Origin of the sequence: Streptomyces sp. NPDC002602, from assembly GCF_042889445.1 — a bacterium.
Classification (GTDB): domain Bacteria; phylum Actinomycetota; class Actinomycetes; order Streptomycetales; family Streptomycetaceae; genus Streptomyces.
This window is the reverse complement of sequence record NZ_JBIAQX010000030.1, coordinates 25398-47263: the sequence shown is the minus strand read 5'-3', so window position 1 is coordinate 47263 and position 21866 is coordinate 25398. Positions and strand designations below refer to the sequence as shown.

The following is a 21866-nucleotide window of genomic DNA, read 5'->3' as shown; positions in this document are numbered from 1 at the left end:
ACCGGTCCCTGGTGGCTTCGCATGGAAGCCCGCCTGGGATGCTGGCTGCATGGATGCTGACGATCTGACTCCGGTTCACCTCGACAAGGTGATCGACGGGTTGGCGATGAACCCAGCCCTGCCAGCTTCTATGGTCCGGCGACTATTCGCATGGCGGCGGGGCATGGGGAAGGTGGCGAAGCGTCCGGACCTTACCGAGGACATGATCGCCGAGATCGTCGCGATCGACGACCACTGGCTCCTGCACAGCCTGGCGCTCAACGACCGGCTGCCGGACCGGTTCCGCATCCGACTGGCCGCCCATCGGGACGGGGCGGTGCGGGCCGCACTCGTTGTCCACGCCGCGACCGCACCGAGGGAGGTGCTGGAACAGCTCGTCAACGACCCCGATCCACGGGTCCGTGAGTACCTGGCTCAGGGCCAACACACACCGTCCGACCTCCGGTCCCGCCTTTCCGCCGACCCCGACTCCGCGATCCGCGCCGCGCTGGCGAAGCACTGGCCACAAGCACCGGAGGCGGTTCGCCGCATCCTGTTGACCGATCCCGAGGCCAAGGTCCGGGCTGCGGCGTGTTCGACGTACTACGCGCGCCTGCCGCATCCGATACCGCCCTCGGACCTACTCCCGGCGCTGTTGGCTGACCCCGTGACTCGGGCGGGCGCGGTCATTCACGCCGTTCTCGACGCGGACACCCTCCAGCGGCTCGCCACAGATCCGGACAGCGAGGTTCGCGCTGAGCTCGCCCGGCATCCCGACCTGCCGCCGTTGGCCCGCGAGGCCCTTGCGGTCGATCCGGCCTTGGACGTCCGGGTGAAGGTCTTCGCTCGGCCTGACACGCCCGAGGACGTGCGGGCACAGATCCACGCCTCGGTCCACGAACTGTCGCACTCGGCGGCTGATCCGGGCCCCGCCGCGGACGACGAAACGTTCCTGCACTGGTTCCAGAACAAGTTCGCATCCACGGAACTGCGGATCCTGCGGCTGCCCTGGGTGACGGCCGATCCACTGCCGCACATCGACTCGCCCTACGTCAGCTTCCGAGTCTCCGCAGCCGCCAGCAAGGCCCTTCCCGCCAGCGCGGTGGCGCGACTGCTCGACGACGATGAGGAGATGGTCCGCCTCACCATGGCGCACACCGCCCCGCACCTGGTCGATCTCGCGACCGCCGAGAGCATCGAACGCCGCTACCGGCCCCGGCGGGACAAGTTCACGTTCTGGTGGGACACGGAGGAGGTCCTGACGTTCCCGCCGACATCCCTGCGCCGCTTCGCCACCGCCCCTGAGCCCCGGCTCCGGTCCTTCGCACCCCGCGATCCAGACCTGCCCCCGGAACTCGCCGAGAAGCTGGCCGCCGACTCCGAAGACCGCGTCCGCTGCGCGGTCGCGCCCCACCGCAACCTCCCGCTCCAAGCCCTGCTGCGTCTCCTTGCTGACTCCTCGGAGCGCGTTGCAGAAGCCGCCGGCGCCTCCTCGTTCCTTCCGGGCGAGCACATGGAGTGGCTACTGAACCGGGCGGGTCTGTAGCCGCCGACTCGCCCAGGCCTCCCGCGGCTCCCATTACGCTGCCCATCAGGCCGATCGCGGCCGGCCCGTTGCCGGACTCCCTGGCCCAGACGGGCACGAGCACCGCGACGAACGCCGCGTCCAGCAGGTTGGTGATCCCCACCATGGCGATGACGGTGAGCAGCAGCGGCTCGCCGCGCAGGAAGGTGAAGCCCTCGCCGAACCGCCGCCAGTAGCCCGGTTCCGTCTTCCCGGCCGCCGAGGGGGTTTCCTCGGCCTTGTGCCCCATGCCGCGAGGCAGCGCGAGTTTGATGATCACCGATCCGAGGGCGAAGCAGCCCGCGTTGACGGCGAGCGCGGTCAGGGGGCCGAGCAGCGCCACCAGGGATCCGCCGATCGCCAGGCCGATGGTAGAGGCGAGCCGCTCGATCACACCGGCCAGACCGGTGGCCCGCTCCAGCGGCACCCGGCCGCGCTCGGCCGCCTCCGGGACCATCACCTCGTTGGCCAGGTCGCCGGGTCCCCGGGCCGCGCCGATCAGCGCGACCAGAACCGGCAGAAGGGGAAAGGAGAGCAAGTCCAAAGCGCGGAGCAGGGGAACCGCGGCGGCGGCGGTCGCGCTGGCCAGATCGGTGGTCCAGGAAACAGCGCGCGGGCCGATCCGGCCCACCAGCGGTCCGGTGAACACCTTGACCACCACGTAGGGAGTCATCTCGCAGAAGGCGACCAGTCCGGTCTGGGTGGCGCTGCCGGTTGTGACGAGGACGAACCAGGGCAGTGCACAACGGAAATCCGCGTGCCGGTCAGCGACACGGCCATGGCCCCCAGCACCCCGCCCAGCGGCCGTAAGGACCTCTTGCCGGGTATGCCGCCGGCCTCCGAGGCGTCGTCGGTCATGACGTCGGGCTTCCTTCCTCTTCCTGAGGGCCGGAAGGGAGCGACGACACGGCGGGCGCATCCAGTTCGGGCAGGATCTTCGTGATCACGGCGACCCGTTCGGCTCCCTCGGGGGCACTTGCCGCAGTCTCCGGCGCGTCTCGCCGGTAGCGCGCGATGACTTCCGTCAACTCCCGGTACAGGGCGGCGGCTTCCTCGGGCGTGAGCCGCAAGGCCCAGTCGCTCATGTCGAAGGTGTTCCGCCATGCGCGGGGCATCGTCTGAAGCTCGTTCAGGGTCTGCTGCGTGCGCAGGGTGTAGATGGCGGCGACGGACTGCTGGTAGGCCAGTGCGGCCTCGGGCTCCCGCTCGGCCGGCTCCGGATCGTTGAACCAGGTAGTCCGGTGCACCGACCGCCACCAGCGCTCTCGCGCGTTGCAGCCTCGTGGGATACGCACGCGTGTCCACCAAGGGGCAGTTGCTCGACCGGCAGATCCACGCACTCAACACAGCAGGCTGCATCCGGATCTTCTCCGACAAGAAGTCCGGCAGGAACGCCGAACGCGAGGAACTGTGGAAGGCCCTCGACTACCTGCGCGAGGGCGACACCCTCGTCGTCCCGTCGCTGGACCGGCTCGGCCGTTCCATCCAGGACCTCATCGCGATCGTGTCCGGCCTGCGCAAGCGTGTGGTCGGTTTCACCTCGCTGCACGAGGCGCTCGACACGACCACGCCCGGCGGACGCCTGGTCTTCCACGTGTTCGCGGCGCTGGCGGAGTTCATCCGCGAACTCATCGTGCAGGGCACCAACGAGGGCCTGGGCGCCGCCCGCGCCCGCGGCGCCCGACTCGGCCGCCCGCCGGCGATGACGGAGGAGCAGGTACGTCACGCCCGCGACCTGCTCGCCCGCCCGGAGAACACCGTCACCTCGATCGCGAAGCTCCTCGGCGTCTCCAGGAACACGATCTACAACTACGTGCCCGAACTGAAGGGCGGTCGCCTCGCACTCGCCGAGGCAACGAGCACCCCGGAACTGCCCCAACCCACCAGGTCCGAGGACTGATCACCGCCGTTTGCGGCTGGTGACAGCATTCTTACCGGCGCCCCTGCTTCAAGCCGTCCCCTGAGGCCATCGCTGAGGCACCAGCCTGCTCGCGCCCGGCAACAGCAGGCGCTGAAGCCGGCCAGGCGCCCCGTCCCCGAGTCACTTGGGTGCCTGCGGCTACCGGAGCACGACCGTGACGCCGCACCGTTCGAGGAGCCGCACGATCTCCTCGAAGTAGGAGAGCCGGCCCTCCGGATCCTCCACAACGTCCGCCAGTGCGCGGCGTGCGACTTCGGAGTCGTGCCAGGTCAAGGTGAAGGGCGGGGCCACTCCGAATCCACCGCACAGGCAGTCCTTGAAGGCGTTCCACTCCCGACCGAAGTAGCGGCCAGGCCCGAGCAGGGCCTCGGCGATCGCGCAGTGCAGCCCGGGGACGTCCGTGACGAACCGGCCGTCGAGGTGGTACTCGCCGCCGGAGCGGTCCGGTCTGGGCGCGGGCGCCCGCCAGGCACGGGTGGCCAGGTCCAACCACGCTGCCCTGCCCTGCGAGTCGTGCGGAGCCCACATGTTGGGCTCCGCAGGCGGGCCCTGATACCACTCCGCCCAGATCGGGCGGGCCGCCAACGATGGCCGATCGTCTCCACCATCGGTGAGGGTGATGTCGACGAGCGTGCCTCCGAGCACGGACGGTCGCACTCCAGTGATGGCCAGGCCCACGGTGCGGGAGGCCATCACGGCACCATGGCCGATCCAGCATCAGGAGGTGGGCCCAGTCCCGCTCCGACCGACGAGGGCGCCGCAGCGCCGCGAGCAGGGGCTCCGCAGGCTCGCAGCCGATCAGCTCCATCGGTACGGGGGCCGGGTCCACTCGCGCCTTGAACAGGCCGTCCACGCCAGAGCAGCGGCCTGCGCTTGCCGCAGCGGTGGTCGTTCCGGCGAAGAGCTCGAAGCGTGGTGTCGCAGGCAGCTCGAAGAAGCTCTCATCGTTCCTGACGCCGGCGCCGAGCACGATGTCGTACCGCGTCGGGTCGCCGGGGTGGGGCTGATGAGCCACCACGACCGCATCGACGAGAGTCCACCACTGAACGGGCTTCTCGTCGTCCCAGACCTCGACGCACACGTCGCCCAGACTCCGGAGCGAGACATCGGGCTCGGCCAGAACCTCGCTCAGGAAACCGTCGGGGCGGCATCCACGGAGGGTGAGTACCTCCCGTGACGGCAGGACGGGGTCGACGAACAACCCTTCAACACCCGCGCACCTCCCCCAGAGCTGTTCCACGCCGTCTTCGTCCTCCTGAACCAGGAGGTACTTCACCGGAAAGCCCCGGCCCCACCTGGCGTGATCTGCGACGCGCACCCAACCCCCGAACATGCGAGCAACCTTCGCACCCACGATACGGACCCGCCTGGCCCGGGAGGACGGAGGACGGCTACTCGCCCTCAATCACCTCTCGTCGACGGCGCTCAGATCGCGCAGGGGCCGCAGGCCACCGGGCAGCTCCGGTAGTTGGAAGGAGTACCGGCCGAGCATGTTGACGTGGTGCCGCACGAATGGGGAGAGGCGGGCCACGTCTCGGTCGCGGACATCGAAGCCGTCGGCGCGGAGCCGAGCGACAGCAGCGTCCATGTAGCGGGTGTTGAAGAGCACCAAGGCCGGGCGTCAGCTCCATGCGGGAATCTCTCAGAACTGTCGCAACTGTTCATTCATGAGAATCGCCGAGCGTCACACCTGTTGCCAGGAGTTGCGAACGGACCGCTCGGCACCCCCCACGATGCGGTCGTCGGCAGGGACCACCAAGGCTGTCGCCCAGATCGCCACGACGGCCTTCACTGACGGGCAGTGGATCACCACGGGCTCAGGGTTCGCGTATTGCGGTCGCTTACCCCGCTCCGGCGCACGCCTGCGCCTCGGCCAGGTAGCGCGCCACCGGGCCCAGGGTCAGCATTCCGCCGGCGGCGCCTGCGTGTTCGGCACGGGCATCGCGCAGGGCAGCCGCAGCGTGCGCGGCGATTCCGCGCTCGCCGAGGCGTACGGCGGCGCGGGCGGTCAGGCACCACATGGCCTCCTGCATGTGGTCACGCGGTGGTTCGGGCATCGCGGCGAGGGTGGCACGGGCTTCCTCGACCCGGTCCTGGGCGAGCAGCACGAGGGGTCGCGTCCACGGCCTGTACGGGCCCCAGTCGAGGTGCGGGTCGGTGGGCGCGGGCCGGTCGTGCAGCAGGCGCAGTCCCAGTAGGGCGAGCGGGAACAGGCCGCGGTGCAGCCCCGGCATTCCGGCCGTCCGGAGGGTGTCCTCGGCAGCGCGGTAGTGCGCTGCCGCCGTGGCGGCGGTCGGTCCGCCGGGTTCGGTGCTGCCGGCGGCCGTGGCCCGGGCCCTGAACCACCCGGTGAGGACGGAGACGAGGGGCGCCTCGGTGGTGGCGGCGAGCTGGTCGGCTGCGTTGGCGTGCGAGGTCGCGGAGTCGAGGTCGCCGAGAGCCGAGGCGGATTGCAGGCGGACGAGTCGGCCGAGTACGGCGAAGTTCGGCAGCTCGTGCCGGGTGGCCAGGTCGAGGATCTCGGCGCCGGTCCTGTCCCGTGCCGCCGCGAGCCCGGGGCTGCTGAAGGACTGCAGGAACACCCCATTGAGGGCGAAGGCCAGCAGGGCGGGATCGGACAGGTGCCGTGCCAGTGCCTCGGCCTGACGCGCCGCCCGCTGCGCGTGCTTCAGCTCGGTCCCGGACAGATCGGCGCTGCGGCTCTCGACGGCGATCGTGGCCAGGAGGCGGGCGCGCAGGTCGGCGGGGCCGTCCGGGCCGAGCGCGGTGAGCGTGCGCTCGGCAGCCGCGACGACGGTGCGGGACTGCTCGGGGTCGTCGGCCCGGCTCCAGATGGCGGGCACGTCGTAGGCGCCGATGATCCGGGCGGTCAGGCAGAGGTCTCCTGTGCGTTCCGCCGCCTGGATGGCGGCGAGGCGGTCGCGCCGAGAGTGGACGAGGGCATCGCCGCCCGCCAGTGCGAGGGTGCGGGCCAGATCCACGGTGGTGCGCGGGCCGAGCCGGATGCCGGGACCGCTCCACGCGGTACGTGTTCCTTCGGGGCGCGCGGACCCGTTGAGGATGTCCGTCTCCAGGCGTTGGAGGTCGGCACCGGGGTCGAGTCCGAGTTGGTCAACGAGCATCGTGCGGGCGCGGCGGAGGGTGGCAAGCGCGTCGGCCTGGCGGCCCGCGCGGTAGAGCGCGCGGGCAAGGAGCTCCCAGGCCGGCTCGCGCCACGGGTGTTCGGCGACATGGGCACCCAGTTCGGCGACGAGATCGGCCCCTTCCCCGCAGTCGAGGAGGATGCGGGCGCGCAGTTCCACCCCCTCCAACCTCAGTTCCTCCAGCCGGGTCCGCTCGCGCTGCGCCCATGCGGAGCCGGTCACATCGGCGTAGGCGGGTCCTCGCCAGGCCGCGAGTGTCGCGCCGAGGTCGTTCACCACGGCGGCGTTGCGGCGGGCTCGGGCCAGAGTGTCCTGGAACTGATGGACGTCCACGTCCTCGCGCGGCAGGCGCAGCGCGTAGCCGGGACCTTCGGTGACGATGACGCGCGGCGGATTGCGGGGCGGTCGGTCGGGTTCGAGGGCGCGGCGCAGCGCGGCGACGAAGGTACGCAAAGCGCCAAGGGCGCGGGCAGGCGGATCGGTCCACAGGTCATGGACGAGGGTGTCGGTGGTGACCATCCGTCCCTCGGCGGCGACGAGCCGGGCGAGTACCTCACGATGGCGGGGTCCGCCCAGGTCAACCGGACTGCCGTCGTCGTGGAGGGCCCGCACCACACCGAGCACGTCGATTCGCATGCCCCCATCCTCCGTGCCGGAGGCCGGCTGCGCCCAACCGTACTGATCGGCTGCTGATCGCCGTCGCCCAAGCTGATCCGGTCAAGTCCCCGACCCGAAAGGGTGGTCCTTCATGACGCTCACCATTCCCGGCTTCGATCACATCCGCCTACCCGGTGCGGACGGTGTGGAGCTGGCTGCGGCTGTCGGCGGCAGCGGCAGCCCGGTCGTGCTGTTGCACGGTTTTCCCCAGACCCACCTGATGTGGCGACACGTAGCCGAGCGGCTCGCCGACGAGCACACGGTGATCTGTCCTGACCTGCGGGGCTACGGCGCCAGCGACAAGCCGGCGGCCAACGACCCCGATGTGTACGCCAAGCGCACCATGGCCGCCGACGCCGTGACTCTGGCGGCGGCGCTCGGCCACGAGCGCTTTGCCCTCGTCGGTCACGACCGAGGCGCCCTCGTCGCCTTCCGGGCGGGGTTGGACCACCCCGAGACCATCACGCACCTGGGCATCCTCGACATCGTGCCGACGCTCGACATGTGGAACGTCCTGCGCGGTGCCTCGGCGGCGGTCGGCTACCACCTCTTCCTGATGGCGCAGCCGCCGGGCCTGCCGGAGGCGATGATCGCAGGCAGCGCGGACGCGTTCTTCGGCTCGTTCCTCGACGCCTGGGCCAACGACCCGACCGCCATACCGGAGGATGTGCGTGCCGAGTACCTGCGGGCGAGCGCCGCGGCGGTGACGTCGATCGTCGCGGACTACCGGGCCTCGGCGGACATCGACGTCACGCACGACCAAGCGGACCTGGACGCCGGGTCGCAGTTGGCCATGCCCGTGACGGTCGTCCAGCAGGACTGGGGCGCGCAGCTCGGCTACGACGCTGCCGCGGTGTGGAAGGCGTGGGCGCCGGACCTGGACCACCGGCTGACCCGCGCCGGGCACTTCATGGCCGAGGAGGCACCCGACGAGATCGCGGCCGCGATCCGGGGCCTGCTGGCCCGCTGAGCCTCCTGTTCCCGACTCGCCGGCTGGGCCACGGTCGGTCGGCGAGCGCCAGGTTTTCGGCAATGGACCGGTTCCGGGCTCTGCGAGAGACCAGGATCAGCTCCAGTCCCGGGTGCCGCCGCACCCCCCTGGTCATGCCCATATGTCCATTGCCGCGATGGCCGGCACGCCGGACATGGAGGAGGGAGAGAAGGAGAAGGCCGCAGCGGTGATCGCGACGGTACTCACGATGTCGACAGCGTTCTGCGCGCGGGGAGGTTGATCTCCTCGGGGGTGAGCGGGTCCTCGGGCCGGCGGATGCGTACGGGCTTGGGCCGCAGCGGCAGACCGTCGTCGGCCGTGGCCGGCGGTTCAACCCGTGAGGGTGTTGAGCCAGCCGATCAGCAGACGGTTGATCTCCTCGGGGCGTTCCTGCTGGATCCAGTGGCCGCAGCCCTCTACGAGGTAGGAGGTGGTCAGGCCGGGGAGGGTGGCGGGGAAGGCGTCGATGGCGTCGGACATCCAGGTGGTGGAGGCGTCCAGGGCGCCGCCGATGAACAGGGATGGCTGCTTGATCGGAGCTCCGCGGTGGGGGGCGAGGTCCTCCCAGTCGCGGTCCACGTTGCGGTAGCGGTTGAGGGCGCCCGTCAGACCCGTGCGCTCGAACTCTCCGGCGTAGACGTCGAGGTCGTCCTCGGTCAGCCAGGCCGGGAGGATGCCGGCGGGAAAGCGGTCACGCAGCAGGCCGCCGCGGGCGACGAAGTGCGGGTCGGGTTCGCCCTGGGCGGGCATGGTGTCGGCGGACAGGGCGGCGTAGAAGCCCGCGAGCCAGCCCCGCACGTCAGGCTCGATCTCCATCTCGGCGCGGCCGGGCTCCTGGAAGTAGGAGACGTAGAACTCCTGCTCCGGTCCGCCGATCTGGCCGAAGACGTCGGTGGGGCGGGGGCCGCCGGGCGGCGCGTACGGGACGCTCAGCAGGCCGACGGCCCGGAAGGTTCCGGGGTGGAGCAGGGCGGAGGTGGCGGCGATGTTGGAGCCCCAGTCGTGGCCGACGACCACCGCGTTCTCCTCGCCGAGGGCGTGCACGAGGGCGACGTTGTCCTCCACCAGGTCCACCAGCCGGTATGCGTCGGTCGCGGCGGGTTTGGAGGAGCGGCCGTAGCCGCGCACGTCGATCGCCACCGCCCGGTAGCCGGCCGCGGCGAGGGCCGGGAGCTGGCGGCGCCAGGAATACCAGGACTCGGGGAAGCCGTGCACGAGCAGGACCAGCGGGCCGGTGCCCTGCTCGACCAGGTGCAGGCGCCCGGCAGGGGTCTCGACGGTGCGGTGGCGGAGTGCGGCGGACGGCTCGGGCTGCATGGGGTCTTCTCTCGGTTCGCGGGTGGACGCAGGTACGCATCGATCATGCGGCGCAGCGACCGTCCACCGCGATTGCCCTTGCCACTCTGGCAAACTTGCAGGACAGGACGGTGGGAGCGGCACGTCCGGAAAGGGGGCAGAGCGGGTGGCAGGCGACGACGTGGCCGACACGCTGGCGGCGATGGGCCCCCGGCTGCGGGCCGCGCGCGAACACCGCGGCTCCACGCTCACCGGCGTCAGCTGCGCGACCGGCATCTCCCCGAGCACGCTGTCGCGGATCGAGACCGGCCGACGCAAGCCCACCCTGGAAGTGGCGCTGCAGTTGGCGAAGGAGTACGGCGTCTCCCTGGACGAGCTGGCCGGCACCGCTCCCGCCGTCGAGCCCCGCACCTCCGCGCTCCAGCGTTCCGGCGACGACAAGGCGGTGCTGCCGCTGACCCGGTACGTCGGGGGCCTGCACGCCCACAAACACGTCCTACCCGCCGTCCAAGAACCGCCCGCGCGGCCCCGGCAGGTCTCCCACGACGGCTGGGAATGGCTGTGCGTCCTGTACGGGCGGCTGTGGCTCGCACTCGGCGACCAGGACCTGGTCCTGAGTGCCGGGGACGTCGCCGAGTTCGACACCCGCAATCTCCATGGGGTCGCGAACGCCGGCCCCGGCGGCCCGGTCGAGTATCTGATCATGTTCGGGCCGCAGGGAGAGCGCCTGCGACCGCGCACCCCGCCCGCCCCCGGCCTCAGTGCCCGGTAGCGAGCACGGGTCCGAGTAGTTGCGCCACAGGATGCAGCGCTGAGATTGATCATGGCCGTGGGGTGGGAGTTCTCCGTGCCCCTCTGTCCTCAACACGGGTCGTCCTGGTGCCGCATCCCGTCGTCCGCAGGTAGACGCGGGCGAAACGGGCCGCCGGCTGAATGAGCCGTACCGGGTGGGCGACCGGATCGCGTAGCCGTCACACGGCCGGTGCCGCCGAACCCGCCCGTTCGCGTTCCCGCCACGCCTCCGTTCGCTCCCTGGAGCGGTACGCACGCCCCGGCGTCGACTCCGTCGCCCGGCACGTCGCCGAGCGCGACCCGGCCGCCCGCCGCCGCAAGTGAGCCCTCAAGAGTTGACCTCGCGGCTATTCGCTCTCCTGGTGTCCGAACCAGGACTTCCGGCCATCACAACGCGAGTGTCGCGGGCCGCGGGTCGACTGATTCCGTCGGGCGCCTCGTCTTGCCCGCACCCCTCAGCCATGTGAACGAGAAGAGGCAAGCTGCGGCCATGACAACGGCCGCGCCGACGGCGGCGAAGCTCATCCCGTGTGTGAAGGCGTCGCGCGCGGCCGCCAGTACGGCATCGGCCTTCTCGTCGGGCAGTTGGGACGCGGCGGCCGTCGCGCCGCCCAGCGTTTCCCGCACGGCTTCGGCCCGCGGCACGGCAGAGGGCAGCGCGCCGGCCATGTCCCGGCTGTAGACCGCTGCCCCGATGGATCCCAGGATGGCCATGCCCAACGCTCCGCCGAGCTCCTGGCCCGACTCCAGCACGGCCGCGGCTGATCCCGCGCGCTCCGGCGGGGCCGCGCCGAGGGCGAGTTCGTTGGCGAGGGTCATAGCGGCGACCAGTCCGCCCGCGTACAGGGAGACGCCTGCGAGGGTGAACCAGAGTGCCGAGTCGGTGTGCACCTGGGTCACCCAGAGGAACCCGCAGCCAGAGAGGAGGAAGCCTCCTCCCATGACGTACGCACGGTCCATGCGCTGCGCGAGCGCAGCTCCAGCCGGGGCCATGATGGCCACTCCGGCGGCCGGCACCAGGCCCCACAGTGCGGCGTTGAACGGGCTCAGGCCGAGGACGGACTGCAGGTACTGGGTGAGGAAGACGGCCATCCCGACGGTGGCGAACATCGCGAGGAGATTGGCGAACACCGGGCCGCCGAAGGTACGCCGGCCGAGCAGGCCGAGGTCGATCATCGGATGCGCGAGGTGCTTCTGGCGGCGGACGAAGACGAAGCCGAGCACGAGCCCCACGCCGATGGCGAGGGCCGGCAGCGGCTCGTACCCGTGCCGGGCCCATTCCTTGATGCCGTAGATGACCAGGAGCACAGCACCGAGGGACAACACCGCGCTCAGCAGGTCGAAGCGCTCGCGCTTCGCCGACTTGAACTCAGGCACCAGGAACGGCACCAGCACGACCAGCAGCACCATCGCGGGCAGGTTGATCAGGAAGACCGCACCCCACCAGAAGTGCTCCAGCAGCAGACCGCTGACCACGGGCCCCAGCGAAATGCCCGTCGTCATGACGCCGGTCCACAGGGTCACCGCCTTGCCGCGCTGCTTCTCGTCGTGGAAGAGGTTGCGAATCAGGGCGAGAGTCGAGGGCATCAAGGCGGCGCCGCCGAGACCCAGCAGAGCGCGTACGGCGATGAGCAGTTCAGCCGTGTGCGCGTACGCGGCGGCGACCGAGGCCGCTCCGAAGAGCACCGCTCCCGCGAGCACCAATGCGCGCCGGCCGATCCGGTCGCCGAGCGCACCCATCGTGATGAGGAGCCCGGCGAGGACGAAGCCGTACATGTCGAGGATCCACAACTGCTGCGTCGCGCTGGGCTCCAGGTCCTGACTGACGTAGGGAATCGCGAAGTACAGGACCGAGACGTCCATCGAGACCAGGAGCAGAGGCAGCATCAGGACGCCCAGGGCGGTCCATTCCTTGCGCCCCGCGCGGGGGCCGGGTGTGTTCTCCATGGACGGCAGGGAACCGGGAGCCGGCGTACGCCGCAAACAGATACCTAGTGCACTCCGCCGTGTCTCGGTCTCCAGCAGCCTGAATGCCCTGTAAGTGCACTAGTACAGTGCAGTCATGGCCATGGAACCGCCCTACCTCCGCATCGCCGGCGACATCCGTCGGCGAATCGCCTCGGGTGAGCTCGCACCCGGCGACCGCATCCCTTCCACCCGGCACATCACCCAGGAGTGGGGCGTCGCCATGGCGACCGCGACGAAGGCGCTCTCCACCCTGAACCGGGAGGGTCTGGTGCAGGCCGTGCCCGGCGTCGGCACCGTGGTCGCCGAGTCAGGACGAGAACGGTCCCCGGCTCCGCACCAGGGACTTACCCGGGATCGGATCATCCGCACCGCGATCGCTCTCGTCGACGCCGAAGGGCTCGCCGCGCTCTCCATGCGCCGAGTCGCAACCGAGTTCGGGGTTTCCACCATGGCGCTCTACCGCCACGTCCCGAGCAAGGGCGAGCTCGTACGGCTGATGTCGGAGACCGTGTTCAACGGAGAACCGCCGGGGTCGCGACCGCCCGGCTGGCGCGCACAACTGGAACGGGAGGCCCGCTGGCTGTGGGCCCTGTACCAGCGCCATCCCTGGCTGGCACGGGCCATGGCCGCCCTCACCCGGCCGATGGCCTCACCCCACGCGATGCGGTACACCGAGCGGGTCCTCAGCGCCCTGACCGGCCTGGGGCTGACACCGACCCAGATCCTCCACGTCCACCTCGCGCTCCTCGGGTACTCTCAGGGGGTCGCGGCGGCCGTCGAGCTGGAGTCGCAAGCACGACAGGACACCGGCATGACTCCGGAGGAGTGGATGGCCTCCAACGAACCGCGGATGGAGACGATCCAGACCGCCGGGTCCTATCCGATCCTGTCCACTCTCTTCGACCAGGAGGACTCCGGCCTCGAACTCGACGCCCTCTTCGAGTTCGGGCTCGCACGGATGCTGGACGGAGTCGAATCACTCATCGAGCAATCTGGGGCCAGGGCTGCTGGGGCTCACACTTGGCGGCCGAGCTGAGAAGCTGGCCGTCAAACTTCTGACAGCAACACCGGTTTCCTGGTCCGTTCCTACTCGGCCCCCCACCCCGCCCGCCGAGTCTGGGTGAAGCGGGGCGTCCACGGCAGGTGATCGAGAGCACCTGCGCCGGCCATGCCCGCCGTCCTACGCAAGTCCCCCGGTTCCCACGGCCCCGGCTTCCTCCCCAAGGGTTCCAGGGCCGGGACGCGACCGGCTCTCGCGTCCCGCCTGGTCCACGACTACGCTCGTTGGGCCAGGTGGGACGCCCTTGAACCCCCTCCGTGCCTCGGCCACGTCCTCACCGCCCACCACCGCCCGGCAGTGACGCGGCGCGTCGATCTCCACCCGTACCTCCACCCGTGGGTCCAGGTGTGAACGGGCGCGCGACAGCAGTCTTGAGGGCATGACCACAACCGACTGGATCACCGACATCGCCCTGGTACTCATCGTCTTCCGGCAGTTGCGGGAAGGCCGTCTGGGCCCCAAGTCCTACCTTCTCCCGCTGGGCATCGTGGCCTTCGTGGCCTCCCAGTACCTGACGACCGTCCCCACCGCGGGCAATGACCTCGTGCTGATCGGCGCGCTGGTCGCGGCCGGCGCGGCGCTCGGCATCGCGGGCGGTGTGTACACCCGGATCCGCAGTATGGACGGACACCTCTTCATCAAGGCGGGTGTCGTCTCGGCGGCCTTGTGGGTGCTCGGCATGGGCGCACGCATGGGGTTCCAGGTCTGGGTCGACCACGGCGGTGGCGACGACGTGGCACGGTTCAGCGCCACCCATGACATCACCACCGCCGATGCCTGGGTTGCGGCCTTCGTGCTGATGGCGCTCACCGAGGTGGTCACACGGCTGGCCACGATCTTCGTACGGAGCCGCCGGGCGACTCGGGAGCAGGAGCTGCCCGTGGGTGCGCGTGCTCGCGAGGCCGTGCTCGATCGCGCCGCCTGACGGTGGGCTATGGTCGCGGCGTGTCCGCATCTGTCAGTGCCGCCGGCCGGGGGCCGGCCCCGGACTCGGGGCCCGGCCCCCGGGTCGCGCCCCGCCAGGATCCACGGCTGCATGGGGCCGTCACCCTGGCGGTGATCGTCAGCGCGGTCGTGACGGTCCGCCCGCTGGGATTCGACGGTCGCGGCCTGGTCGTGGCCGCGCTGATCGCGGTGAACGCGGTGGCACTGATGGCACGCCACCTTTCCGAGACCAGGCTCCCGCCCCGCGCCGCCCTCGTCTGGCTGACGCTCGGGGTGGTGGCGGCCGCCGCTTTGATCGGCACCGCCCGAACCGGCTCCGGCTACCTGTTCGCGTACTTCCTCGTCGGCCACATCGGCTACCGGCTCCCCCTCGGGCAGGCCCTCTCGCTCGCGGCTCTGGCCGGCCTGCTCTGCAGCGGCGTCCTGTTCTTCCGTCTCGGCCCCGGACACGAACTGCTGCCCTGGGCCGTGGGCCTTACCGTCGCAGTCCCGGTCGTGGCCGGAATCCTGAGCCGCAGCAGGCAGCGCGCCGTGGAGGCGATGATCTCGTCCGCCGAATCCGCCGAGCGGGCCGCCCGCGCCGAGGCCCGTACCTCCGTACTCATCGAGCGCGCCCGCATAGCCCGGGACGTCCACGATGTGTTGGCGCACTCGTTGGCCGGCATCAACATGCAGTTGGAGTTGGCCGACGCCCTGCTCGACACCGGTGACCTGGAGAAGGTCCGTGAGGCGAACAGCAAGGCACACAGCCTGGTCAGGGAGAGCCTCAAACAGGCCCAGTGGACCGTACACGCGCTGCGCGAGGACTCCCTTCCGCTACTCGAGAGCCTGACCGCGATGGTCGAGTCCTCCGGTCACCGGGACGCCCTCACCGTCACCGGAACCGTCCGTGAACTGCCGGCCCAGGTCACCCAGAACCTGCTGCGCATCGCGCAGGAGGCCCTGACCAACGCGGCCAGGCACGCGCCGGGATCCGACGCCCGGGTGGAACTGACGTTCCAGGCCGGATCCACGACGCTGAGGATCCGTAACGGACCCACGACGGCGACCGGCGAGGCGGGCGCGGACGTGGGCACGGACGTGGGCAGCGGGATGGGGCTGATCGGAATGCGCGAACGCGTGGCGCTGCTGGGTGGCACCATTACCGCGGGCCCGGTCACGGAAGGGCACGATCGAGGCGGCTGGCAAGTGGAGGCGGTGATCCCGGTATGAGTGGACCGACCGAGAGCGAGCAGCACCTGAAGGTGATCGTCGCCGACGACCAGGCCGCCGTCCGTGAGCCCCTGGCCGCGGTGCTCGGCATGGCGGAGGGCATCGAGGTCGTCGCCGCCGCAGCCGATGGCACGGAGGTGCTGGCAGCAGTCGCCACAGCGGCAGCAGCGGTGGACGTCGTCCTGATGGACCTGCGCATGCCGGTGATGGACGGCATCGAGACGACCCGCCGACTGAGCGAGGAGCACCCGCAGATCGCCGTCGTGGTGCTGACCACCTTCGCCGACGACGATTCGATCCTGGCCGCGCTGGGCGCCGGCGCTCGCGGCTACCTGACGAAGAACGCGGGACGGCAGGACATCATCCGCGCCATCCGCGCCGCCGCCGCGGGCCAGGCCGTGCTCGACCGGGAGGTCCAGGACCGGCTCCTTGCCACCGCCCGCGCGCGGCCAACGGCCACAGCGCAGCCTTCGCCACTGCCGCAGGACCTCACCTCACGCGAGCGTGAGGTCCTCACCCTCATCGGCCAGGGACTGCCGAACCGGGCGATCGCCGAGAAGCTCTTCATCAGCGAGGCGACGGTCAAGACGCACATCAACAACCTGTTTGCCAAAGCGGACATCCGGGACCGCGCCGACGCGGTACGCCGGGCGATCGCGGCGGGCCTGGCCTGACCCCGACCGAGGAATCACGGCACCGGCCATGGGTAGGGGTGGGCATTGCCATCGGCTGCAAATGCTGCCTGATCACCAGCGGCACGACCCTCGCCTTCCGAACCCGAGACCACATGAACACGCTCCCCAGGTTCACCGCCACGTGGCTCACAGGGGGCCGGCCGTCGCCCTCGAACCGGCGTTGCCCTCCAACGCGTTGGAGGGCTTTCACCTGATATGCCGGACTCACTGGAAGTGCTTCAAAACGGCAGCTGAGCCAGGTATCGTCCCTGCTCAGCAAGCCTGCTCCCCGCACGCGCGGGGATGACCCCGGTGGTCCGCGAGACCATCGACTCGTTCCACTCTGCTCCCCGCACGCGCGGGGATGACCCCCACGCCGAGGCCGACCTCCTCGACAGGTACGCCTGCTCCCCGCACGCGCGGGGATGACCCCGGGTCGATGCGCTCCCGCGATCTGCTGGCTACCTGCTCCCCGCACGCGCGGGGATGACCCCTCGGGGTTGGAGACGTAGCCGACGTGGGCCAGGCTGCTCCCCGCACGCGCGGGGATGACCCCTACCTGTCCACGGTCACGGAGTCCGTCGACCCCTGCTCCCCGCACGCGCGGGGATGACCCCCACTTCCAGAACTCGCCGAGGTCTTCCGTTGTCTGCTCCCCGCACGCGCGGGGATGACCCCGTTTCCCCAGTTCACCCGGGGTCTGACAGAAGCTGCTCCCCGCACGCGCGGGGATGACCCCTCCAGGCCCGGCGCAGAGCTCGTCCCTGCTTCCCGCACGCGCGGGGATGACCCCATCGCGCACCCGCCGATGGAGGAATGGACGATCTGCTCCCCGCACGCGCGGGGATGACCCCCTCGCCGCCGTCACGCACGACACCCTCGGCGACTGCTCCCCGCACGCGCGGGGATGACCCCTACCTGTGGCAGCCGTCCATTCAGGCCGGCGCCTGCTCCCCGCACGCGCGGGGATGACCCCGTGGCGCCGACCTTCCCGACGCCCCCGCAACTACCTGGCCTTTCTCGGGCTCGCCGCACCCATCTGCTGCCACAAACGGCTCGTCCGCCTCACCCCATAGGACGCAGCCTTATGCGGCGCTGGAACGAGGCGGCCGGTGCCTGGCAGTGGCCTGAGCGATCAGTACCGCGGCGCGCTCCACCTCGGCGGCCGTGGTGGTGCGGCCGATGCCCAGGCGCAGGGTGCGGCGGGCCTGGGTGCGGGTGAGGCCGATGGCGGTGAGGACATGGGAGGGTTCGCCGGTGCCGGTGTTGCACGCGGATCCGGTTGCGGCGGCGATGTCCGGGAGGTGGTCAAGGACGTCTGCGGCTTCGACGTTCGGGAGGGTGAGGCTTAGGGAGCCGGGGGTCCGGCGGCTGGGGTGCCCGTTGACGGTGGCGCCCGGGATCGCGTCGAGGAGCCTGTCCTGGAGGCGGTCGCGCAGGGCGCGGATCTGGGTGAGGGCAGGGGCGGTGTCGCTGGTGATCAGGTGGGCGGCAGCACCGAGGCCGACGATGGCGGGAACGTTGAGGGTGCCGGCTCGTAATCCGCGTTCCTGGCCGCCCCCGGTCTGTTGGGCGGTGAGGAGGGTTCCGCCGCGGACGTAGAGGGCGCCGATGCCCTTGGGTCCGTAGAGCTTGTGGGCGGAGAGGGAGGCGAGGTCGACGCCGAGTTCGTCGGCGTCGAGGAGGCCGTATCCGGCGCTCTGTGCGGCGTCGGTGTGCAGGAGGATCCCTCGGTGGGCGGTGAGCTGGGAGATGACGGCGATCCGTTGCAGGGTGCCGATCTCGTTGTTGGCGTGCATGACAGAGACGAGGACGGTGTTCGGGGTGAGGGCGGCGGCGATGTCCCCGGGATGGACTCGTCCGTGCTCGTCGACGGCGACGCGGGTGGAGGTGTAGCCGTGGTGATCGACGAGGCGTTGGACGGCGGCGAGGACGGCCTTGTGCTCGATCGCGCTGGTGACGATGTGGCCGCCGCAGGGGCGTTTGGCGAGGGCGCCGCCGACGATGGCGAGGTGGTTGGCCTCGGTGGCGCCGGAGGTGAAGATGACCTCGACGGCGTTCTTGGCGCCGATGAGGTCGGCGACCTGCCGGCGGGCGGTGGCGACGGCCTTGGCCGCTGCCCGGCCGTAGGCGTGGGCGCTGTTGGGGTTGCCGTACTCGGTGGTGAGGTACGGCAGCATCTCCGCCAGGACGCGGGGGTCGAGTGGGGTGGTGGCCTGGTGGTCGAGGTAGATCGGTCGGTTGGTCACGCTGTCTCCTTCTTGGCCCGGGCGGCGGCCGGCGCGGCTGCGGAGTACTTGCGTTCGCCGTCGACGAGGTCCCAGTAGACGGTGCGAGGCTCGCCGAAGACGGAGAATGCGGTGGCCAGACACCGCCAGTTCCGATTCGGCTGGGCCCGGGTGAGGACGAAGGCGTCCTCGAACAGCTTGGCGGCGCGCCGCATCAGGGCCGGGCGCGGGTCCTGGGGGCCGAACAGCTGCAGATAACCGTGTTCGCGGAGCCATGTTTCGGCGTGCTCGGGCTGAGGGTCTCCGGCGAGTTGTCCGCCGTCGGCCAGGGTCTGAGCCGCGAGGCGCTCCAGACGGCGGCGCCGGCGTGCTTCCTCCCCACCGGGGCAGTGGTCGCCGCTGAACTGCCACTCGTTCCAGCGGGGGGTGGTGTAGTGATCCCAGTCGACGTCGTCGAGCTGGGCGGTGACCTGGGGCGGCAGTTCACCGCGGGTGAGGTCGGCGACGTCGTAGCCGGGGCCGAGCGCTTCGAGGGTGAAGGTCCCCCGGACGCCGGGGCCCGGGCGGTCCATGCGGATCATGACGGTGAGTCTGTTGGTGAAGCGGTTGGTGGGGCCGGCCAGGATGACCGCGCGCCCGTCGGCCAGCAGGGGCTGCGCGCGGTGCGCGATCTCGCCGATGGGGAAGGTGTTGCCGCCGCGGTAGTAGGCCTTCTTCTCGACGCCGCCGTCGGAGCGGATCATCAGCCTGTCGGTGCCGAGCGCGGTGGCGAGGGCGTGGGCGGAGGTGCGTATCTCGGCCGGGCTCTGGCCGGGCCGTAACAGGGCCGCGTTCAGGGTGGGGAGGCCGAGCGAGTGGAACAGTGCCATGGTCTGCCACTTCGGCCAGCGCCGGTCCCTGGCGGCCGCCACGAGTTCCTCGGCGCTCTGCGTGTGCAGCGGGCGGGGCAAGGGAATCGCCATGATGCTCCCCCTCGTCGTCAGGCGGTTGCGGTGGCCCGGATGGCAGAGGTCAGCGTGTCGTAGGTCTGGTGCCGGTTCTCGGTGAAGGGGTGGTCGCGCCAGTCGTACCGCTCGCCGATGCCAAGCTGGTCGGCGACGACGCGGCGGACGAACTGGCGTGCGAACCGGCCGTCGGCGGGCCAGTAGTGGTGCTCGCCTGGGCGCGGGGAGAGGTACAGGTACGAGGTCTCGGCGGCCGCGGGCAGGTCGACGAGCGAGGAGAGGCGCCGGCCCGGGCCACCGACCTTTTCGTACGCGGCCAGGATGGCGTCCGGGTCCGGTACGGGGATGAGGTGGAGGTGAGCGTGGCTGCAGCAGGAGGCGCCGAGCTCGCAGTCCCGCGGTCCGTGCTCGGCGACGATGGTGGGCCCGTAGTGGGCCTGGATCAGGGTGCGCATCGACTCCAGGCCGGCGGCGACCTTCGGGAGGTCGTCGGACGGGACGTCGGCGGCGGCGTCGAGGTGCTCCAGCGGCATGTAGAGGGAGTAGCCGGGGGTGAGGCAGCCGACGGTGGGCAGGAGGGCCCAGCGGTCGATCGTCTCGGTGATGATGCGGGTCTTGGGCTCGCGCGTGGTGAACTCGGTGCAGAACTGGCAGTCGTCCATGTCAGTCACCCTTTGTTCGGGTCGACGAGTTCGTCGGCGTAGCGGCTTCGCAGGTTTGCGGGACGGCCGTAGAACGGGTGGGCGGTCGCGGCGGGGCCGCCGCCGCGGAGTTGGAGTACGAGGCGGGCCAGCGGCATGCCGTGATGCAGGCGCAGGGTGGCCGGGCTGTGGTTGACGAGCTCCAGGGTCAGATGGCCGGCCCAGCCCGGCAGGACGAACGGGCTGGTGACGTGGATGGCCAGGCCGACTCGGGCCAGATGGCTCAGACCGCCGATCATCCCCACGACGTCCGGGCCCAGGGAGACCGGCTCGGAGGCCGGCGCCAGGATCATTTGCCCCGGCGCCAGGTCGTACGTCGTCCAGTCGGCGATCTGCGGGCCGTACAGGGTGTCGATGCCGGCCTGGTCGGCCAGGTCGACGACGGCGTCCGGCGCGACGATGGGTTGGATCGGACCGCCGAGCTTCAAGAGCAGGCCGTCCCCGCGCAGTTCCCCGTCCCACGTCACGGCGCCGCTGTTGATGTGGTCCTTGATGGACGCGGCTGAGAGCATGACTCACCCCCGGAATTCAGGCATCGGTGTGGTGACCGCCGCCATGTCCGAAGGCGACTGAGGAAATGTTCCCGTGGGTAGCTCGCCATGTCTCCATGTCCACCCGAACATTTCAAGGTTTTCCTGGCGTGAAATGCGGTGAAGTCCACTACTCCTGGCCGCTGGGACAGTGCAAGCTGGTGGGGTGGTGCCCAGGGGAGGGGAAGCACATGCCGCCGTTGCCATCCGGCCCGCTCAAAGTGCCTGGTCCCGAAGGGTTCCGGGGCGATCTGCTCGCTTGTTCCCCGGATTTGCTGGACCTGACGTGGGACCAGATGCGCACGCTCGTCGTCGTCCACGAGGAGGGCACCGCCCTCGCGGCGGCCCGGCTGTTGGGCCGGGAGCAGTCGAGCGTGCAGAAGCAGCTCGACATCCTCAACCGGAACTTCCAGGCGCTGACCGGTGAGCTGGTGGTGGTCAAGCAGGGCCGCGGCCGCGATCTGCTGTTCACCCCCACCGGGCTGGAGGTCGTGGACCGGATCCGGTCCACGTTCTCCGACTGGCTCCAGGGCATCGCGAACTCCCGCCGCCGGCTCGGCTCCACCCTGACCGTGGGCACCACCGAGTTCACACTTCCCTTTCTGGCCCGGGTGTGGGAGCGGGTGGAGCGGGAACTGATGGCGCGGGAGGTGGAACTCAAGATCGTTCACGTCCGCACGCGCGACTTCCGCCAGCGCCTGGACTCCAATCAGGTGGACCTGTTGTGCGGGGGCCTGGCCGCACCGGTCGGGGACAGCCTGCTCGCCCCCGAGTACGACTTCCTGGAGTGGCACCGCGAAGGCCTCGCCCTCCTGACGAACCTGTCCGTCCGCGAGCTGCCCGCCCGGCGGGTCGGCGTCGAGCGGCTGCGAAGCCTGCCGCTGGTCATCCCCTCCCGCGGGGTGATCGCCGACTTCGTCGAGCGCTGGTACGGAACGGACTTCCGCACCCACCTCCAGGTCGTCGCGGAGATCGACGACATCTACTACGGGCTGGCCCTGCTGCGCTCCGAGATGACCCGCGGCTGCATGCTCTGCGCCCGCTCCATAGGCGAGGCCGCCGTCGCGGGCCGGCTGCCAGGCGGCGAGGGGTTCCGCCTGGTCGAGTTCGCCGACGACTTCGACCCCATGCTCCAACTCGTCTCGGGCGTCTTCGCCCGCAAGGGCGAGCGGGACACCTACGACGCCTCACACCCCTTGAACGTGCTCTGGGAGGCCTTCCGCGAGGAAGCCGCCCCCGGCCGGCCGATCCCGCTGTGACC

General features: G+C 70.6%; 19 protein-coding genes, 4 pseudogenes and 1 CRISPR repeat array. Of the genes and pseudogenes, 12 read left to right on the top strand and 11 right to left on the bottom strand.

Annotation, left to right across the window (positions count from 1 at the left end; all coding sequences use genetic code 11):
* The first annotated feature begins 49 nt into the window (after positions 1-49).
* Positions 50-1525 (top strand): hypothetical protein, encoded by a 1476-nt coding sequence (locus tag ACFYW3_RS37980; RefSeq protein WP_389388879.1) that lies wholly within the window; start codon positions 50-52, stop codon positions 1523-1525.
* A gap of 19 nt (positions 1526-1544) precedes the next feature.
* On the opposite strand, the pseudogene ACFYW3_RS37975 reads toward ACFYW3_RS37980, so the two are convergent.
* Both ACFYW3_RS37975 and ACFYW3_RS37970 read right to left on the bottom strand, forming a co-directional pair.
* A pseudogene (locus tag ACFYW3_RS37975) lies at positions 1545-2401 on the bottom strand (MFS transporter); the annotation flags it as partial.
* Positions 2398-2817 (bottom strand): annotated as a pseudogene (locus ACFYW3_RS37970) (ArsR family transcriptional regulator); the annotation flags it as partial. The pseudogenes ACFYW3_RS37975 and ACFYW3_RS37970, both read right to left, overlap by 4 nt.
* A gap of 23 nt (positions 2818-2840) precedes the next feature.
* Here ACFYW3_RS37970 and ACFYW3_RS37965 point away from each other — a divergent pair.
* Entirely contained in the window at positions 2841-3443 is a 603-nt protein-coding gene (locus ACFYW3_RS37965; protein ID WP_389388878.1) for a recombinase family protein, read from the top strand.
* Between the two features lie 159 nt (positions 3444-3602).
* Here the strand turns inward: ACFYW3_RS37965 and ACFYW3_RS37960 are convergent, their stop codons facing one another.
* Positions 3603-4157 carry a barstar family protein gene (locus ACFYW3_RS37960; RefSeq protein WP_389388877.1) on the bottom strand — a complete coding sequence of 185 codons (555 nt, stop codon included), beginning with the start codon at positions 4155-4157 and terminating at the stop codon, positions 3603-3605.
* Between the two features lie 313 nt (positions 4158-4470).
* On the opposite strand from ACFYW3_RS37960, the gene ACFYW3_RS37955 reads away from it, so the two are divergent.
* A complete protein-coding gene (locus ACFYW3_RS37955; RefSeq protein ID WP_389388876.1) occupies positions 4471-4641 on the top strand; it encodes a hypothetical protein in 171 nt (56 codons plus the stop codon).
* 228 nt (positions 4642-4869) lie between these two features.
* On the opposite strand, the pseudogene ACFYW3_RS37950 reads toward ACFYW3_RS37955, so the two are convergent.
* Both ACFYW3_RS37950 and ACFYW3_RS37945 read right to left on the bottom strand, forming a co-directional pair.
* Positions 4870-5076, bottom strand: a pseudogene (locus ACFYW3_RS37950) (Tn3 family transposase); the annotation flags it as partial.
* Between the two features lie 229 nt (positions 5077-5305).
* Positions 5306-7243: a BTAD domain-containing putative transcriptional regulator gene (locus ACFYW3_RS37945; protein ID WP_389388875.1), complete on the bottom strand. Its 1938-nt coding sequence runs from the start codon at positions 7241-7243 to the stop codon at positions 5306-5308.
* A gap of 112 nt (positions 7244-7355) precedes the next feature.
* Between ACFYW3_RS37945 and ACFYW3_RS37940 the strand changes: the two genes are divergently transcribed.
* Positions 7356-8234 carry an alpha/beta fold hydrolase gene (locus ACFYW3_RS37940; protein WP_389388874.1) on the top strand — a complete coding sequence of 293 codons (879 nt, stop codon included), beginning with the start codon at positions 7356-7358 and terminating at the stop codon, positions 8232-8234.
* Between the two features lie 351 nt (positions 8235-8585).
* On the opposite strand, the gene ACFYW3_RS37935 is transcribed toward ACFYW3_RS37940, so the two are convergent.
* A complete protein-coding gene (locus ACFYW3_RS37935) occupies positions 8586-9572 on the bottom strand; it encodes an alpha/beta fold hydrolase (protein WP_389388873.1) in 987 nt (328 codons plus the stop codon).
* Positions 9573-9717: 145 nt separating this feature from the next.
* Between ACFYW3_RS37935 and ACFYW3_RS37930 the strand changes: the two genes are divergently transcribed.
* Positions 9718-10323, top strand: coding sequence for a helix-turn-helix domain-containing protein (locus ACFYW3_RS37930; protein ID WP_389388872.1), 606 nt, complete (start codon positions 9718-9720; stop codon positions 10321-10323).
* A 161-nt stretch (positions 10324-10484) separates the two neighbouring features.
* Positions 10485-10667, top strand: coding sequence for a PmrA (locus ACFYW3_RS37925; RefSeq protein ID WP_389388871.1), 183 nt, complete (start codon positions 10485-10487; stop codon positions 10665-10667).
* A gap of 63 nt (positions 10668-10730) precedes the next feature.
* Here the strand turns inward: ACFYW3_RS37925 and ACFYW3_RS37920 are convergent, their stop codons facing one another.
* Positions 10731-12290 (bottom strand): MFS transporter, encoded by a 1560-nt coding sequence (locus ACFYW3_RS37920; RefSeq protein ID WP_389388870.1) that lies wholly within the window; start codon positions 12288-12290, stop codon positions 10731-10733.
* A 115-nt stretch (positions 12291-12405) separates the two neighbouring features.
* Here ACFYW3_RS37920 and ACFYW3_RS37915 point away from each other — a divergent pair, with 115 nt between their 5' ends.
* From ACFYW3_RS37915 to ACFYW3_RS37895, 5 genes and pseudogenes are all read left to right on the top strand, one after another.
* The gene (locus tag ACFYW3_RS37915) at positions 12406-13347 is read left to right on the top strand and encodes a TetR/AcrR family transcriptional regulator C-terminal domain-containing protein (protein WP_389388869.1); all 942 of its coding nucleotides are present in this window, start codon (positions 12406-12408) and stop codon (positions 13345-13347) included.
* Positions 13348-13750: 403 nt separating this feature from the next.
* Positions 13751-14296 carry a hypothetical protein gene (locus tag ACFYW3_RS37910; protein WP_389388868.1) on the top strand — a complete coding sequence of 182 codons (546 nt, stop codon included), beginning with the start codon at positions 13751-13753 and terminating at the stop codon, positions 14294-14296.
* 20 nt (positions 14297-14316) lie between these two features.
* Positions 14317-15528 carry a sensor histidine kinase gene (locus ACFYW3_RS37905; protein ID WP_389388867.1) on the top strand — a complete coding sequence of 404 codons (1212 nt, stop codon included), beginning with the start codon at positions 14317-14319 and terminating at the stop codon, positions 15526-15528.
* The gene (locus ACFYW3_RS37900) at positions 15525-16202 is read left to right on the top strand and encodes a response regulator transcription factor (RefSeq protein ID WP_351751814.1); all 678 of its coding nucleotides are present in this window, start codon (positions 15525-15527) and stop codon (positions 16200-16202) included. The genes ACFYW3_RS37905 and ACFYW3_RS37900 overlap by 4 nt, the downstream gene beginning before the upstream one ends.
* A gap of 282 nt (positions 16203-16484) precedes the next feature.
* Positions 16485-17178: a CRISPR direct-repeat array (repeat unit 29 nt; unit sequence CTGCTCCCCGCACGCGCGGGGATGACCCC).
* A gap of 7 nt (positions 17179-17185) precedes the next feature.
* A pseudogene (locus tag ACFYW3_RS37895) lies at positions 17186-17278 on the top strand (IS5/IS1182 family transposase); the annotation flags it as partial.
* Between the two features lie 9 nt (positions 17279-17287).
* On the opposite strand, the gene ACFYW3_RS37890 reads toward ACFYW3_RS37895, so the two are convergent.
* Genes ACFYW3_RS37890 through ACFYW3_RS37875 form a run of 4 tightly spaced genes read right to left on the bottom strand, consistent with a single transcriptional unit; the run spans position 17288 to position 20587 of the window.
* Positions 17288-18451 (bottom strand): cysteine desulfurase family protein, encoded by a 1164-nt coding sequence (locus ACFYW3_RS37890; protein WP_389388866.1) that lies wholly within the window; start codon positions 18449-18451, stop codon positions 17288-17290.
* A complete protein-coding gene (locus tag ACFYW3_RS37885) occupies positions 18448-19392 on the bottom strand; it encodes a hypothetical protein (protein WP_389388865.1) in 945 nt (314 codons plus the stop codon). The genes ACFYW3_RS37890 and ACFYW3_RS37885 overlap by 4 nt, the downstream gene beginning before the upstream one ends.
* A gap of 17 nt (positions 19393-19409) precedes the next feature.
* Positions 19410-20036: a hypothetical protein gene (locus ACFYW3_RS37880; protein ID WP_389388864.1), complete on the bottom strand. Its 627-nt coding sequence runs from the start codon at positions 20034-20036 to the stop codon at positions 19410-19412.
* Between the two features lie 5 nt (positions 20037-20041).
* The gene (locus ACFYW3_RS37875) at positions 20042-20587 is read right to left on the bottom strand and encodes a hypothetical protein (RefSeq protein ID WP_389388863.1); all 546 of its coding nucleotides are present in this window, start codon (positions 20585-20587) and stop codon (positions 20042-20044) included.
* A gap of 290 nt (positions 20588-20877) precedes the next feature.
* On the opposite strand from ACFYW3_RS37875, the gene ACFYW3_RS37870 reads away from it, so the two are divergent.
* On the top strand, positions 20878-21864 hold the full coding sequence (locus ACFYW3_RS37870) for a LysR family transcriptional regulator (RefSeq protein WP_389388862.1): 987 nt from the start codon (positions 20878-20880) through the stop codon (positions 21862-21864).
* Positions 21865-21866: the final 2 nt, after the last annotated feature.

What these genes read in the sequence shown, in the direction of transcription:
- ACFYW3_RS37980 (WP_389388879.1), top strand. Translation starts at nt 50, where the DNA reads ATGGATGCTGACGATCTGACTCCGGTTCACCTCGACAAGGTGATCGAC.
- ACFYW3_RS37960 (WP_389388877.1), bottom strand. Translation starts at nt 4,157, where the DNA reads ATGGCCTCCCGCACCGTGGGCCTGGCCATCACTGGAGTGCGACCGTCC.
- ACFYW3_RS37955 (WP_389388876.1), top strand. Translation starts at nt 4,471, where the DNA reads ATGAGCCACCACGACCGCATCGACGAGAGTCCACCACTGAACGGGCTT.
- ACFYW3_RS37945 (WP_389388875.1), bottom strand. Translation starts at nt 7,243, where the DNA reads ATGCGAATCGACGTGCTCGGTGTGGTGCGGGCCCTCCACGACGACGGC.
- ACFYW3_RS37940 (WP_389388874.1), top strand. Translation starts at nt 7,356, where the DNA reads ATGACGCTCACCATTCCCGGCTTCGATCACATCCGCCTACCCGGTGCG.
- ACFYW3_RS37935 (WP_389388873.1), bottom strand. Translation starts at nt 9,572, where the DNA reads ATGCAGCCCGAGCCGTCCGCCGCACTCCGCCACCGCACCGTCGAGACC.
- ACFYW3_RS37925 (WP_389388871.1), top strand. Translation starts at nt 10,485, where the DNA reads ATGAGCCGTACCGGGTGGGCGACCGGATCGCGTAGCCGTCACACGGCC.
- ACFYW3_RS37920 (WP_389388870.1), bottom strand. Translation starts at nt 12,290, where the DNA reads ATGGAGAACACACCCGGCCCCCGCGCGGGGCGCAAGGAATGGACCGCC.
- ACFYW3_RS37915 (WP_389388869.1), top strand. Translation starts at nt 12,406, where the DNA reads ATGGCCATGGAACCGCCCTACCTCCGCATCGCCGGCGACATCCGTCGG.
- ACFYW3_RS37910 (WP_389388868.1), top strand. Translation starts at nt 13,751, where the DNA reads ATGACCACAACCGACTGGATCACCGACATCGCCCTGGTACTCATCGTC.
- ACFYW3_RS37900 (WP_351751814.1), top strand. Translation starts at nt 15,525, where the DNA reads ATGAGTGGACCGACCGAGAGCGAGCAGCACCTGAAGGTGATCGTCGCC.
- ACFYW3_RS37885 (WP_389388865.1), bottom strand. Translation starts at nt 19,392, where the DNA reads ATGGCGATTCCCTTGCCCCGCCCGCTGCACACGCAGAGCGCCGAGGAA.
- ACFYW3_RS37880 (WP_389388864.1), bottom strand. Translation starts at nt 20,036, where the DNA reads ATGGACGACTGCCAGTTCTGCACCGAGTTCACCACGCGCGAGCCCAAG.
- ACFYW3_RS37875 (WP_389388863.1), bottom strand. Translation starts at nt 20,587, where the DNA reads ATGCTCTCAGCCGCGTCCATCAAGGACCACATCAACAGCGGCGCCGTG.